Origin of the sequence: Pseudomonas sp. B16120 (genome assembly GCF_044218845.1) — a bacterium.
GTDB classification, from domain to species: Bacteria; Pseudomonadota; Gammaproteobacteria; order Pseudomonadales; family Pseudomonadaceae; genus Aquipseudomonas; species Aquipseudomonas paracarnis.
In genome coordinates, this window is the sequence record NZ_CP162588.1 from 4,662,335 (window position 1) to 4,676,894 (window position 14,560).

Annotated in this window: 16 protein-coding genes; 1 reads left to right on the forward strand and 15 read right to left on the reverse strand. The window is 60.7% G+C overall.

From position 1 onward, the window contains the following. Positions 1-21: 21 nt before the first annotated feature. The gene (locus AB4P90_RS21740) at positions 22-402 is read left to right on the forward strand and encodes a Rho termination factor N-terminal domain-containing protein (protein WP_014719549.1); all 381 of its coding nucleotides are present in this window, start codon (positions 22-24) and stop codon (positions 400-402) included. A gap of 117 nt (positions 403-519) precedes the next feature. On the opposite strand, the gene AB4P90_RS21745 is transcribed toward AB4P90_RS21740, so the two are convergent. The 15 genes from AB4P90_RS21745 to acpP all read right to left on the reverse strand — a co-directional run bounded on the left by AB4P90_RS21745 (position 520) and on the right by acpP (position 14,400). Then, positions 520-1,431, reverse strand: coding sequence for a PfkB family carbohydrate kinase (locus AB4P90_RS21745; protein WP_014719550.1), 912 nt, complete (start codon positions 1,429-1,431; stop codon positions 520-522). Beyond that, a complete protein-coding gene (locus AB4P90_RS21750) occupies positions 1,424-2,890 on the reverse strand; it encodes a purine-cytosine permease family protein (protein ID WP_395605370.1) in 1,467 nt (488 codons plus the stop codon). Before AB4P90_RS21750 ends, AB4P90_RS21745 begins: the two co-directional genes overlap by 8 nt. A 188-nt stretch (positions 2,891-3,078) precedes the next feature. Beyond that, positions 3,079-4,080: an ADP-ribosylglycohydrolase family protein gene (locus tag AB4P90_RS21755; protein ID WP_032901586.1), complete on the reverse strand. Its 1,002-nt coding sequence runs from the start codon at positions 4,078-4,080 to the stop codon at positions 3,079-3,081. Further along, positions 4,077-4,790 (reverse strand): GntR family transcriptional regulator, encoded by a 714-nt coding sequence (locus AB4P90_RS21760; protein WP_014719553.1) that lies wholly within the window; start codon positions 4,788-4,790, stop codon positions 4,077-4,079. The genes AB4P90_RS21755 and AB4P90_RS21760 overlap by 4 nt, the downstream gene beginning before the upstream one ends. A 70-nt stretch (positions 4,791-4,860) precedes the next feature. Further along, positions 4,861-5,421, reverse strand: coding sequence for a DUF1285 domain-containing protein (locus tag AB4P90_RS21765; RefSeq protein WP_014719554.1), 561 nt, complete (start codon positions 5,419-5,421; stop codon positions 4,861-4,863). Between the two features lie 16 nt (positions 5,422-5,437). Then, positions 5,438-6,043, reverse strand: coding sequence for a DUF4823 domain-containing protein (locus tag AB4P90_RS21770; protein WP_395605371.1), 606 nt, complete (start codon positions 6,041-6,043; stop codon positions 5,438-5,440). Positions 6,044-6,154: 111 nt separating this feature from the next. Next, entirely contained in the window at positions 6,155-7,123 is a 969-nt protein-coding gene (locus AB4P90_RS21775; protein ID WP_019817203.1) for a GTP 3',8-cyclase MoaA, read from the reverse strand. Between the two features lie 139 nt (positions 7,124-7,262). Next, positions 7,263-7,928 carry a TetR/AcrR family transcriptional regulator gene (locus AB4P90_RS21780; RefSeq protein ID WP_003189287.1) on the reverse strand — a complete coding sequence of 222 codons (666 nt, stop codon included), beginning with the start codon at positions 7,926-7,928 and terminating at the stop codon, positions 7,263-7,265. Positions 7,929-8,373: 445 nt separating this feature from the next. Then, a complete protein-coding gene (locus AB4P90_RS21785; RefSeq protein ID WP_168224579.1) occupies positions 8,374-9,159 on the reverse strand; it encodes a TatD family hydrolase in 786 nt (261 codons plus the stop codon). A 62-nt stretch (positions 9,160-9,221) separates the two neighbouring features. Continuing rightward, positions 9,222-10,211 (reverse strand): DNA polymerase III subunit delta', encoded by a 990-nt coding sequence (locus AB4P90_RS21790; RefSeq protein ID WP_014719558.1) that lies wholly within the window; start codon positions 10,209-10,211, stop codon positions 9,222-9,224. Next, on the reverse strand, positions 10,204-10,836 hold the full coding sequence (gene tmk, locus AB4P90_RS21795; protein ID WP_014719559.1) for a dTMP kinase: 633 nt from the start codon (positions 10,834-10,836) through the stop codon (positions 10,204-10,206). The genes AB4P90_RS21790 and tmk overlap by 8 nt, the downstream gene beginning before the upstream one ends. A 19-nt stretch (positions 10,837-10,855) precedes the next feature. Continuing rightward, complete coding sequence (gene mltG / locus AB4P90_RS21800) at positions 10,856-11,992, reverse strand: endolytic transglycosylase MltG (protein ID WP_014719560.1); 1,137 nt, start codon at positions 11,990-11,992, stop codon at positions 10,856-10,858. Position 11,993: 1 nt separating this feature from the next. Beyond that, positions 11,994-12,809: an aminodeoxychorismate lyase gene (pabC, locus tag AB4P90_RS21805; RefSeq protein ID WP_014719561.1), complete on the reverse strand. Its 816-nt coding sequence runs from the start codon at positions 12,807-12,809 to the stop codon at positions 11,994-11,996. Further along, a complete protein-coding gene (gene fabF, locus AB4P90_RS21810) occupies positions 12,809-14,053 on the reverse strand; it encodes a beta-ketoacyl-ACP synthase II (RefSeq protein WP_014719562.1) in 1,245 nt (414 codons plus the stop codon). Before fabF ends, pabC begins: the two co-directional genes overlap by 1 nt. Before the next feature lie 110 nt (positions 14,054-14,163). Continuing rightward, entirely contained in the window at positions 14,164-14,400 is a 237-nt protein-coding gene (gene acpP / locus AB4P90_RS21815; RefSeq protein ID WP_003175607.1) for an acyl carrier protein, read from the reverse strand. Between the last annotated feature and the right edge of the window lie 160 nt (positions 14,401-14,560).

Genomic DNA, 14,560 nt, shown 5'->3' on the forward strand with positions numbered 1-14,560 from the left:
GGGCCAGAAGGAGTTTTAGCGATGCCTCGTGGAAGCAAAGCCAAATACACCGACGAACAGAAACGCAAGGCCGCTCATATCGAAGACAGTTATGAGCACAAGGGACTGCCCAAGGACGAGGCCGAAGCCCGCGCCTGGGCCACCGTGAACAAACAGTCTGGCGGTGGTGAAAGAGCCGGCGGATCAGGTCGAGGCAAGGCGCCGGCCAAGAAGGCCCAGGACCGGCAGGAATCGGCCAAGCGTGCCGCTGCCAGCCGTGAAGGCCACCCACGCAGCAGCCGTGCTTCGCTGAGTACGCAAACCAAGGAAAGCTTGATGAAAGAGGCGCGGGAAAAGAATATTTCAGGACGCTCGACCATGCGTAAAGATGAGTTGATCCAGGCCCTGAAAAAAGCCGGTTGAACGCAGGACCCATTGTGGGAGCGGGCTTGCTCGCGAATGCGGTGTATCAGTCAGCACATGCTTTAACTGACACACCGCATTCGCGAGCAAGCCCGCTCCCACATTTTTGGGCCTCGTTTATTCAGTCACTAATGCATCGACCTCAGCAGTGCCAGGTGAAGTGGCCGGCCCCCAGCGGGTTACCGCCAATGCCGCCGCTGCGTTCGCTCGACGCGCCGCCTCAACCGGTTTCAAGCCCTTCGCCAACCCGGCAATAAATACCCCTGCATGCGCATCCCCCGCACCATTGCTGTCCACCGCCTTAACCTTGAAGCCAGGTACATGCTCAGTCTGTGCCCCACGCCCTACCCAGCAACCATTTGGCCCATCACGCACAACCAGCAGTGCCTGCACGTGCTGACTCAGCATGGGCAGCGCCTGACTCATATCCGCCGCCCCGGTAAACGCGAGGGCTTCAGGGCCATTGCTGGTCCAGATGTCGATACGCGGCAACAACGCGCGCATCAACGCCGAGTCCGGCGCCTTGACCAGCGGGCCTGGGTCGAACACCACCACGATCTCTCGCGGCAGCGCCAGCAGCCAGTCAAGCAACGGCTGTGCCTTACCTTCAAGCAGCAAGCTGTAGCCACTGACGTACACGTAATCATCAACACGCGGGACGATCTGAGCCAAGTCGTCGGCGCTCAGCTCACCCTCGGCGCCGAGATGGGAAATGAAGGTGCGTTCGGTGCTCGCTTCAGTCAGCGACACGCACAACCCGGTATCTTTGCCAGCGCTGGCCGCCAAGGTCATTTCAATACCTTCGGCCTGCATCGCGGCGCGCGCCAGCTCGCCAAAGCGCCCATCGCCATGGCGACCCAGGTAAACCACCGGCAACCCATTGCGCCGCGCCGCAGCCATTACGTTGAAACCGCCACCGACCTGGAAACTGGCGGAGTTGGCCAGCACGTCACCGCCGCTTGCCGGCAGGGTGTCGAGGCCCATGACCAGGTCGACAATGACCTGGCCGGTATGCAGCAATCTAGACATTGGCGCTCTCTGCTAAAGCAGGACGACGGTCAGCCGCGCCGCCCAGTACTGCATATAGTCCGCCGGCTACCAGGAAGGTCACGATCCAGCCCAGGCCGTTATGGCCCAGCCAGGAGTCGGACAACGGCCCGGCAAACCAGATGTTTTCGGCGGTGGTGCCGATGGTGGTGAAGCTGAACCCCAGCACAATGGCCACGGCCCAGGCGCCAAATGCACGCCACTCCACACCGCCGCGATACCAGTAGGCACTGCTGGGGCTGACGTCCAGCAGGTCGGTGGGGCTGTAGTAATGACGGTGAATCAAGTCGACCACGAAGATCCCGACCCACGCCGTAATCGGCACCGCCAGCAGCGAAATGAAGGTGATGAACGGGCCATAGAAGCTGTCGGCGATCAGCATGAAATAGATGGAGCCAGCAAAGATCGCGACGATATCGACAATCACCGCGTGCACGCGCTTGACCTTCAAACCCAAGGTCAACGTCGTCAGACCGGCCGAATACACCGACAGGTTGTTTGACAGCAACAGCCCGCCGAACGCGGTGATCAGGTAAGGCACCGCCATCCAGGTCGGCAGCATGTCGCGGATTGCGATGATCGGATCGGTGGCCGACGCCAGGTCGTTGTTACCCACCGACAGCAGGCCGCCCAGGGTAATCAGCAACACCAGCGGAATACCCGCGCCAAAAGCGGCGCTGGCCACCAGGCGTACAGCCTTGACGCTGCGGTGCTGGTAGCGCGACATATCGGCACCGGCGTTGGCCCAACCAATGCCGGTGCCGGCGGCCATGGTGCCTACGCCAATGATCATCGCGCTCAACGGCGCCGGGGTGGCGTTGAACACCGCACTCCAGTCGATGGTGGCGCACAGAAAGCCGCCCACCAGAATGTTCAGGCCGCCGAATACGTAGGTCGCCCACTTCTGGATCACCAACAACGTGGCGTGGCCGAGGCCCGATACGGCCAGGGTCAGCAGCACGAAGATGGCAATGAAGATCAGGGTGAGCAGCGGCGCGCTCTTGGCCTCCACTGCCGAGCCGAACAGGATAGAGCTCAACGACAACAACACGAAGGCTGCGGTGGTGGTGTTGACGGTTTCCCAACCCAGGCGCGACATCAGCGACACCAAGGTCGGGCCGATATTGCCGTGCACGCCGAAGATGGCGCGGGACAAGGTCAGGCTGGGCGCGCGACCACGGCGACCGGCAATGGAGATAATGCCAACCACGGCAAAGGAACCAGCGGCGCCAAGAATCGCGACGATGATCGCCTGCCAGATGGCCAAGCCACGAAACGCCACCAGCGTTGCACCAAGGGGCAAACCGAGGATGCTGATATTGGCCGCGAACCACACCCAGAACAGTTGCAGCGGATGGCCGTTGCACTCACCTTCCGGGACCGGCTCGATGCCGCGTGTTTCCAGTTGCCCGGCGCTTTGGCCGGAAGAGGGACTGCTCATGAAAGGGTGCTCCTGGTGCCTGTATTGTTGTGGTTGTGGCAGCGAGTCGAATCTTTATCCAGTCTTCCTGACTCAACGCTTTTGAATGTGGGAGCTGGCTTGCCTGCGATTGCGGTGGGGGCAACCCGCCCAGCGGCCACTGGAAAACCGCTATCGCAGGCAAGCCAGCTCCCACATCAGATTTGTGTTTATCGCAAGGCCAACAACCCTTGGACCAAGGGTTGCACATCCAATCCATTGACCCGCTTGACCTGTTCAACCAACGCCTCAGGCCAGCACTGCATGCCCAGGCACGCCCCCAGCATGGCGCCGAGGATCGCGGCAATGGTGTCGGTGTCGCCGCCCAGGCTGGCCGCCAGGCACAGGGCTTCGAAGGCATTCATATCACCTGACGCCACTTGCTGGGCCAAGGCAAACGAGACCACCACCGATTCCTGGGAAGCCACCGAAGTACCGATCAACTCGTAAAGCAGGTCGGCAAACAACGCTTTGTCGCCGCTGCCGACGCTCAAGGTGCGAGCCCAACTGATGCGGGTAGAAATGCGTCCGCCCGCGATCCAGTGACCATGGCTTTCAGCCTGTCGGGCAATCTGGGTGCCGATATTCAGGGCTTCCCCCAGGTCCACGCCATTGATGCCTGCCGAGACCACCGCCGCCACGGCCGCAGCGCTGGAAATACCCAGGCTGGTGTTATGCGTGACCTGGCACGCCTGGATCACCGCCTGGACAAACCGCCCCGGGTCGCCAACATCGGCGGCGATGCCCACCGGGGTGATGCGCATGGCCGCGCCATTGGTAGTGCCGTAGCGCCCGGATTCTTCCGGGGTATGGCCGGCGAGGATCATGTCGATCGCGCGCTTGGTGGACGGCCCGAGCAAGTCCTGGGAACCCTTGGCGCGCATCCCCGCTTCCCAGTCGATCAGGCGCTGGGCAAGCACGGCGGGCTCGATCTGGCCCTGGCCTTGCACCAGTAACTCGGCAACCAGGATGGCTTGTTCGGTGTCATCGGTGATGGAACCGGCAGGCATGTTGGGCGCAATGGGCTGGTCCGCGTCGGCGTCTTCCAAGGCGGTGATAGCACCGAAGCGCTGTTGAACCTGTTCGCGGCTCAAGGATTGGGTGGGCATGCCCAAGGCATCGCCCAGGGCCAGGCCATAAAAGGCGCCAAGTGCGCGATTTTCTCGGCTCATTTCGACGCTCCAAACTGCAGATGCAGGCGAAAGTGCAACGGGTCAAGCAGGCTTTCGACATGCTCCATGAAACGCTCGCGACGATCATAGGTGGTGCGCGACGCCTTGAGAAATACCGTACCGCTGGGGCGCCCGAGTAATTCGGCGTCTTCATCACTCAGGGGTTCGGCACCGATCCACTGGTCGCCGTCGGCCCCGACGTAGCCGTAGGCGGCCAGGGTGATGGTCAGGGAATTATCGATCAGCCCAATGTGGGGCAGGTTTTCCAGGTCGCCAACGGCCGGCATCAACGAGCGTTCCAGCGACACCGCTATACCGTCAGCCGTGCGCCGGAGGCGGTCGAGGGTAATGAACTGGTCGGTGCCGAAACGGCTGAACAAATCTGGGCGCGTCACGGTCTCGAAACGCAGGGTATCGGTGCTTACTTGGGCCCCCGTATCGGCCAGGGCCTGGGCCCAACCGCTGCGTTGGTCCAACACCATGCCGTCAAAGGTGACAATCGAACCGACGCCGCTTTGGGTGGCGATGTAGTTGCGACGTTTGAGCTCGGCCAGCGCCTCGCGCAGCGTGCCCCGGCTGACCGCAAACTCCTCGGCCAGTTGGTGCTCGCCCGGCAATAGGAAACCGTCGGCCATGACGCCACCTTCGATACGGCGGATGAGCTCATCGACGACGCGTTTTTTCTTATCAAATCGAACATGTCTAATCATGTACAAATTGATAACCGAAAGCGCGCGTTTACCGCAAGAGGATTATTTCAGGCTGAAGACAAAAACCGCCTCAGGGCTCCAGGCCGATGGGGAAAAACTCCCCGCCGCTCCAGACACCAAGCCAGTTCTGACCGTTGATCGGACGGCTCACCGCCAGCTCCACCAACTGGTAAAAAACGTTGCGATGCACGAGGGCTTCGAGGTTGGTGCGAACGCGCACATAGGGGGCGGGTTCCTGGGTGATGGGGTCGGTCACCACCCGCAGCGGGTGTTCGAGGCCTGCCTCGAGCTGTTCGTCGACGTTGGTGGTAAAGCGCAATACCTGGCTTTCGCCCTGCCCTTGCACATCCAGGGTCACTGCGACAAACGGCGCATCATCCACACGGATGCCGACCTTCTCCACGGGCGTCACCAGGAAATAATCATCGCCATCGCGGCGGATGATGTTGGAGAACAGCTTGACCATCGGCTTTCGCCCGATGGGTGTGCCCTGGTAGAACCAGGTGCCATCGCGGGCGATGCGCATGTCGATGTTGCCGCAGAAATCCGGGTTCCACAGATGCACCGGTGCCGGCCCCTTGCCCTTGGGCAGTTGGGCCAATAAATCATTGGCCTTGGCGGAATCGGTCATGGCGGGCTCCTCTGTCTTACTGATCACTCATACCCAGCAAACCGCGGGCGTATTGCGCGAGGGGGCGGGCGATCAAATCTTGTGGCGATGTGTCGTGGAACGTCAGTAAACCGCCACGACTGCGAATACGTGCAGTATCAATCAAATACTGGGTGCTGGTCTCGATCAACATGGCTTGGATCACCCCGGTGTCCAAGCCAAGACGGTCCAGGGCTTGTTGGTCGGTCCACTCGTCGGCGTTGCCGATACGGTCATCGGCTGCCGCAAAGCGGCAATACAGCAGGTAATGAGCACCGGCGGCACGGGCTTCGGTCATGGCCTGTTCAAGACCTTCCGGCTGGCGGGCGCGACGCACCATGGGGAAATATTCGACGAAGCCATTGAAGGCTTCCTCGGCCACCACATTGGGCCGCGGGTAGGCGCTGCCCGGCGGCACGAAGGCGCCTTGGGCGATAAACACAAAGGAGTCCGGCTGTATGCGCACCGAGGCAGTACGGCGCGTATCGCTGTGATCGAGCAGTCCGGCATCGCTCATCTGATAGCGGGTGCCTTCGGCCATATCACTGACGGTCATGCAACCACCCAGGGCCAATGACGCCAGCAGCAAAACCAGACTACGCATCCTAATCCTCCAGAGGCCGGTGACAGGAAACCGGCGAATGGGGCGTGGGATGCAGAATCCGCGCCAGTCAGCTGCGCTACAAATCAAATGTGTGAACCCGCAATATCTACCTTAGCCACCAATGATCTTCATGATCGTGGCACCGCCGGAGAACGCCACTTCCTGCTTGTCGGCCAAGGCTTTCATCAACAAGCCCTGCAACGCTGGCAACGCTTGATGGCGCGGCTGATCGAGCAAGTCACCGACATAATGGCGATTGCTGGACGACAGGCAGCCATGCAGCCAACCAGTAGAGGACAACCGCAATCGCGAACAGGTGCGGCAGAACGGTACGCTCTCGTTGGCGATCACACCGAAGAAGCCCTTGCCCGGCACTTCGTAGCGTACCGCCGTCGCATCGACGGGTGCGTTGGCTTGCAGGTATTCGTGTTGCTCGCCGATCAAGCTGAGCAGCTGTTGCAAGCTGACAAACTGTTGCAGGAACGCGTTGGAGTCTTTGGCCAGGTGCCCCATGCGCATCAGTTCGATAAAGCGCAGCTCGTAGCCTCGCGCCAGGCAGTAATCGAGCAGCGGCATCACCTGGTCAAGGTTCTGGCCGCGCAACGGCACCATATTGACCTTGATCTTGATCCCGGCAGCACTGGCCTGGTCCATGCCATCGAGCACGGTGGCCAGGTCGCCGCCACGGGCGATGCTGCGGAAAGCGTCGGCATCCAGCGTGTCGAGGGAGACATTGATGCGTCGGATACCAGCGGCCACCAGCAACGGCAGTTTACGCGCCAGCAGTTGGCCATTGGTGGTCAGACTGATGTCGCTCAGGCCCATCTGCCCTACCGCCCCCATGAAGGCTTCCAACTTGGGGCTGACCAACGGCTCACCGCCGGTAATGCGCAAGCGCTCGATACCCGCCGCTTCTATCAGGTAAGCCACGCCTCGGGCCATGGCCTCGGCCGACAGTTCATCCTGGGCAGCCACCAGCCGCTTGCCGTCAGGCACGCAATAGGTACACGCATAATTGCAGGCTGAAGTCAGGCTGATCCGCAAATTGCGAAAACGCCTGCCTTGACGATCAACGATCATGGATCACTCCGGCAGAGGATAATTCGGGCGCGCTAAAAGCTGACTCATAAATCAGCTTTTAGCAAGGTCCTTGCCTGAGTATATTCCTGGGTTACTGCGCCTGGCAGTAAATCATTGCGCCATCACTGTGGCGAATGACTTAGGTGGCAGGGGTTTCGCCGCTCTTTTCGGCGCCCGGCAGTTCAGGGCTGTGCTTGCGCTTGTTGCCCATGCGCACGCCGATGTCCATCAGGAACTGGAAGAAACCTTCCTGGTCTTCCAGCACATTGCTCCAGAACGGCGAGTGGTACAGCGCCACAGCGCCATGCACCAAGGCCCAGGCGGCGCAGTAGTGGAAATACGGTGGCACGTCTTCAAGCTTGCCTTCGCTGATACGCCCCTTGATCAGCAGGGTCAGGCGTTCGAAGTTCGAGGCGCGGATCTTGTGCAGCTCCTCGACCATCTCCGGCACCTGGTGACCTTTGACCACCTTCTCTTCCAGGCGATCGAACAGGCGGTAACGCTGCGGGTCACGCATGCGGAACTCGAAGTAAGCGCGGGACAGGGCTTCCTTGTCTTTGTCGACATCCGCCGAGTGCAGCAACTCGTTCAAATCACGCTCGTAGTCGAGCATCAGGCGCAGGTAGATTTCGGCCTTGGATTTGAAGTGTTTGTAGATCGTGCCTTTGCCGATACCCACGGCATCCGCAATCATCTCGACGGTGACGCTGTCTTCACCTTGTTCGAGGAACAGCTTGAGCGCGGTGTCGAGAATTTCCTGCTCACGGCGGCGAAATTCACGGACCTTACGGGGTTCTTTGTGCATGAGGAAGAGTCTGCAAAGGTCGGAAATAGGGAGGGTTGCGCAGGGCCATGGATACGTGGCGATACGATTTACCCGGTGCGAGGGATTATCCCGACTGAACGGTCGTTGGGCAATGTCTATGTGAACCCGTCAGGCACATAACTTTCAATGCGCCAACGATTTCGCCGTTATCAGTCAGAAATAATACGCAACACCTGAACCTGCCCATCAGCGCAATGAGAACTCAAGCGAAGGCCGCGTATTCCAAATCTGTTTAAAAAACGATCAGTCACGACTGGACTGAATAGGATAGTGGTCAATACTTCAACTGTCGGCGCGACATCTCCCCCAAGTGACGCGTCGACCTGGGTACCGACGGACTGCGTGCCCTTGTTTTACTCCTAATGGTCTTAGCCCGGATTCACCCCCCAGAACCCGGGTTTTTTTTGCCTGGAATTCGGCCGCTCTAACCGGCTAGGTGGGCCAGCGGGAACAGGCGCTTGAAGTTCTCGGTAGTCTGCTCGGCAAAGCGTTCGTACGACTCGCCGCGCAGCATCGCCAGGTAATCAGCCACATCACGTACATATTCGGGCAAGTTCGGTTTGCCGCGATGGGGGATGGGCGCCAGGTACGGCGAGTCGGTTTCCACCAGCAGGCGGTCGGCAGGCACCTGGCGGGCCACATCGCGCAGCGCGTCGGCATTGCGGAAGGTGACGATACCCGACAGGGAAATATAGAACCCCAGGTCCAGGGCCGCCTTTGCCATGTCCCAGTCTTCGGTAAAGCAATGCAACACGCCAGCCTGCGGCAACGCGGCTTCACGTAGCAAGGCCAGGGTATCGGCACGGGCACCTCGGGTGTGGACGATCACCGGCTTGCCCGTCTGCTGGGCGGCTTGCAGGTGCAAGCGGAACGAGGCCTGCTGCAACTCGGCAGCTTCAGGCTCGTAGTGATAGTCCAGGCCGGTTTCGCCAATGGCCACCACCCGCGGGTGGTTGAGTTCGCCCAGTAGCCAGTCCAGAGCCGGCGCTTCGCCAGGCTTGAGGTCCAACGGGTGAATACCCACCGAGCAGTCTACGTCGGCATAGCGATCAGCCAGGGCTTTGACGTCGGCGGCGTTGTCGGCGCTGACGCCAATGCACAGGAAGTGCCCTACCCCACGATGGCGGGCAGCTTCAAGGGCGGCGTCGAGGGAGCCACCGTGCTGGGCAAGGTCGAGGCGATCAAGGTGGCAATGAGAATCTACGAGCATAGGAATCAGGGCTTAAGTCACAAAAGAGGTAGAGCCAACGATACACCCGTCAGCCACGGAATTTAACGGCGCCCGAGCAGGCCGACCCACTGCACCAACAATGCCTCGAGCAACAGCACGCGGTTGAGGTTGGCCTTGCCGAGGACTTTCTGGCGCTGGGCGAGGATCCAGTCCTGGATGTTCAGCACTTTGTCCTGGGCACTTTTTTGCGCCAGGTATTGCACGACCTTGCGCATATCCGCCAGGCCCAGGCCTTGCTCATCCTGGGTAAGCTGGTAGCGCAGGATCAGGCTGGACCAGTCGCAAAACCAGTCGAACAGCAGCAATAGCGGAATGTCCTTCCAGGCGCTTTCGGCCAGTTGCGTGGCCGACAGTTCCTGCTTGAGCAGCTTCTTCACACCATCCACGACCAGTGCACGCTGTTCGCGCACGCCCTGGGCCTGCAGCTTCACTGCCGCCAAAGGCGAACCGGCCGCCAAGGTCAGCAACTCGCCTCGTTCTTCTGCGCTGCATTCCGGCAACGCCTGCGCCAGCCATTGCAGGCTCATGTCCTCGCTGGGCAACGGGCAAGCCTGCTGCACGCAACGGCTGCGAATGGTCGGCAACAAGCGGCTGGACTGGTGGCTCACCAGCAACAGCACGGTATCGCCGGACGGCTCTTCAAGGCTTTTGAGCAAGGCGTTGGCCGCGTTGATGTTCATCGCCTCGACCGGCTCGATCAGCACCACTTTGCGCCCGCCCATTTGCGCAGTCTGCACCACGAAACTCACCAGGTCGCGCACCTGGTCGACCTTGATGGCCTTGTCCGCTTCCTCGGGTTCCAGCACATAATTGTCCGGGTGACTGCCAGCCTTGAGCAACAGGCAGGACTTGCACTCGCCACACGCCTCCAAGTTGACTGGGCGTTGGCACAACAGGCTGCCCATCAGGCGTTCGGCGAGGTGGCGTTTACCGATGCCCACCGGCCCATGCAGCAGATAGGCGTGGGCGTGCTGGGCGCGCCCTGCCAGTTGCTGCCAGAGGCCGTCCTGCCACGGGTAGGACTCAGCCACGGCTACGCTCCAACAGAGTGGGCAGCAGCGCGTCGATAGCCTGTTGCACCTGACTCAGCGGCTGGGCGGCGTCCAATAGGTAATAACGTGTGGGCTCAGCCTTGGCGCGCTGCAGGAAAGCACTGCGCACCGCATCAAAGAAGGCTTGGCCTTCCAACTCGAAGCGATCCAGGCGACCTCGCGCACTGGCGCGGGCCATGCCCACTTCCACCGGCAGGTCGAACAACAGGGTCAGGTCGGGGCGCAGATCGCCTTGCACGAAGGTTTCCAGGGTGGCGATGCGCTCCAGGGACAAACCCCGCCCCCCACCCTGGTAGGCGTAGGTGGAATCGGTAAACCGGTCGCAGATCACCACCGCACCCCGCGCCAGGGCCGGGCGAATCACTTCGGCCAGGTGCTGGGCACGGGCAGCAAACACCAGGAGCAACTCGGTGTCCGGGTTCATCGGCTCGTCACCCGGGGCCAGCAGGACTTCACGGATGCGCTCAGCCAAAGGCGTACCGCCCGGCTCACGGGTCAGCACCACCTCGATGCCCTGCGCACGCAGGCGCTCGGCCAAGTAGTCACGGTTAGTGCTTTTGCCGGCACCTTCCGGGCCTTCCAGGGTAATAAACAAGCCAGTCACAGGCAGTCCTTAGTCAGAGTCATTGCGGGCTTTGCGGCGCGGTAGTGTCCGGCGCGGGCTCGATCGGTGCGTCGGGGGTGGGTGCATCACTGGCAGGTGCCGAATCTTCCAGCGGTTTCACCACAGGCGTCGGACTGGAACGGTAATCGGCACGGCGCTTGAGCTGGAACTCACGCACGGCGGCATTATGCGCATCCAGGTCATCCGAGAATATATGGCTGCCATCACCACGGGCGACGAAATACAGGCTGCTGCCCGGTACCGGGTTCAGCGCTGCATGGATTGCCTCGCGCCCGACCATTGCGATGGGCGTGGGCGGCAGGCCGGCGACCATATAGGTGTTGTAGGGGTTGGCTTCCTTGAGATGGGCACGGGTCAATTTACCGTTGTAGCGCTCACCCAGGCCGTAGATCACGGTGGGGTCGGTCTGCAGCAGCATACCGATCTTCAGGCGACGCACAAACACACCGGCAATCTGCCCGCGCTCCTGAGGCACACCGGTCTCCTTTTCTACCAGCGACGCCATGATCAGCGCTTGGTAAGGGTCGGTATAGGGCGCGTCGGCAGCCCGCTTGCTCCACTCCTGGGCGAGTACATCGTCCAGGCGGTTGTAGGCTTTTTTCAGGAATTCGACATCGGTCATGCCGCGGACAAAACGGTAGGTGTCGGGGAAGAACCGCCCTTCAGGAAACACACCTGGGTGGCCGAGCTTATCCATCACTTCGCTGTCAGTCAGGCCCGCGAGGGTCTGCACGATCTTTTCATGCTTGGCCAGGGCGGTGCGCACCTGACGGAAATTCCAGCCCTCCACCAAGGTCAGGCTGTACTGCACCACTTCGCCGCGCTGCCACAGGCCGATCAAACCCTCGGCGGTAAGGCCCGGGCTCATGCGGTACTCGCCGCTGTGCAATGGCTGGCCTTCGAGGTTGAAGCGCCAGTACAGACGCAACCAGAATGCATCGTCGAGCACGCCGTCGGCTTCCAGACGGTTGAAGGTGCCCGTCGGCGTAGCGCCAGCAGGTACGTCGAGCAACTGCTCCTGAGGCAGCTTCAGGGGCTGCTTGAGGGCAGAGTCGAGTTTCCAGGCCGAAAAGCCCACGAGCAAAGCCGCCGAGACCAGGCTGATCTGCAGCAGTAACACCAGTTTTCGTATCAACTCAAATATCCAATAGCGCGCGAACAATGCCTTGCAGTTTACGGGTGAGCGGCCCAACCGGCCAGCTCATCGCAGCGCAACCACGCACCGGCCAAATGCCATATACGCTGTTGCAGACGAAGACTTCATCGGCCTGTTGCAACTGCTCAACACTGATGTCGGCCACGGCCACCGGGACGCCCAGCGCTTGTGCCTGGGCCAGCACTTCGGCGCGCATTACGCCGGCAACGCCACAACGGCTCAGATCAGCGGTTAGTAACAAGCCGTTGCGTACCAGGAAAAGGTTGCTGAATATGCCTTCGATCACCCGACCAGACATGTCCAGCATCAGGCCTTCGGCATGTTCGGTATCTTGCCATTCGGCACGCGCGATCACCTGCTCCAGCCGATTGAGGTGCTTGATACCGGCCAGCAGCGGCTGCTGCGCCAAGCGCGTGGCACACGCAAACAGGCGGACGCCGTCGACTTCGTGGGCAAGGGGGTAAGCAGCGGGCGCACTGCCCTGCAAAATACGGCGCACCGGGGCGCCAGGGTTGATGCCATAACCGCGCAAGCTGTCGCCACGGGTGAGGATCAATTTGAGAATACCGTCGCCAAGGGCGGCGGCGAAGCTCAGCACTTCGTGGCGAATCAACCCGTGATCCACCACCAATGCCAAACGCCTGCAACCCTCTTCCAGGCGTTGCAGGTGACGGTCGAGCAGCAACGGCTGCCCGGCCTTGACGGCGATGGTCTCGAACACCCCATCGCCATAGGCCAGGCCGCGATCTTTCAGGGGCACGCTGTCCGCTGGCTGACCGTCGACCCAGCTGTGCATCACTCGGCGAACCGGCGGAACACCAGGGAGCCGTTGGTACCACCAAACCCGAACGAGTTGGAGATCACCACGTCGATTGGCATCGGTTGCGCTTCGTGCGGCACGAAGTTCAAGTCGCAGCCTTCGTCCGGCTCATCAAGGTTGATAGTTGGCGGAGCAACCTGGTCCTTGATGGCCATCACACTGAAGATCGCCTCGACCGCGCCCGCCGCACCCAGCAGGTGGCCGGTCATGGACTTGGTGGAGCTGACCGCCAGCTTGTAGGCATGCTCACCGAACACCGACTTGATGGCCTCGGCTTCCGCCAAGTCGCCAGTCGGGGTCGAAGTGCCATGGGCGTTGATGTACTGCACCTGGTCGGGGTTGACCTTCGCATCGCGCAGGGCATTGGTGATGCAACGCGCAGCACCCGCTCCGTCGGACGGCGGTGAAGTCATGTGGTACGCGTCACCGCTCATGCCGAACCCGATCAGCTCGGCGTAGATGGTGGCGCCACGCGCCTTGGCGTGCTCCAACTCTTCAAGCACCAGCGCACCGGCACCGTCGGACAGCACGAAGCCGTCACGGCCTTTGTCCCACGGACGGCTGGCACGGGTCGGCTCGTCATTGCGGGTCGACAGCGCACGGGACGCGCCGAAGCCGCCCATGCCCAGGCCGCACGCGGCCATTTCGGCGCCGCCGGCGATCATCACATCGGCTTCGTCGTAGGCAATGTTGCGCGCCGCCATACCGATGCAGTGGGTGCCTGTGGTGCACGCCGTTGAAATCGCGTAGTTAGGCCCCTGTGCCCCCAGATGGATGGACAGGAAGCCGGAAATCATATTGATGATCGAGCCCGGTACGAAGAACGGTGAAATTCGACGTGGGCCAGTCTCATGCAGCGTGCGGCTGGTTTCTTCGATATTGGTCAGACCGCCAATACCCGAACCCATGGCCACACCGATGCGGTCACGGTTGGCGTCGGTGACTTCCAGGCCGGCGTTACGCACTGCCTGAAAACCGGCAGCCAGGCCGTACTGAATGAACAGGTCGAGCTTGCGGGACTCTTTGATCGAGAGATATTCCTCGACATTGAAGCCCTTTACCGAGCCGCCAAAACGGGTGGAATAGGCAGAAAGGTCCGTATGTTCGATCAGACCAATACCACTGCGGCCAGCCAGAATGCCCTGCCAACTGCTTGGCACATCCGTGCCCAGTGGCGACAACATACCCATACCGGTGACTACGACGCGTCTACGCGACACAGCACTCTCCTTTTTCTAATGACGACACTTTTCATCGCCGCTAAAGAAAAAACCGCACGCCGTTACAGCAGTGCGGTTTTTCCCTGACAGCAAGCGACGACTACAAACTATTACGCCTGGTGGCTAGTAACGTAGTCGATGGCAGCTTGAACAGTAGTGATTTTTTCAGCTTCTTCGTCCGGGATTTCGGTCTCGAATTCCTCTTCCAGAGCCATCACCAGCTCAACGGTGTCAAGGGAATCGGCACCCAGGTCTTCTACGAAGGAAGCAGTGTTGACCACTTCTTCTTCCTTAACGCCCAGTTGCTCGGCGACGATTTTCTTGACGCGCTCTTCGATGGTGCTCATACCTTGTTTAACTCCTAATGGACAAATTCAGGCAGCTGGCCAGTGGGTAAGTGTATAGAAAGCCATTTCAGCTTTTCAACTGAAAGCTTCACCCTGTACCCGGTCGGCCACCTGCCTATAAATTAAGTTGCAGCTTTATAACGGATTTTAGACAGCTCGT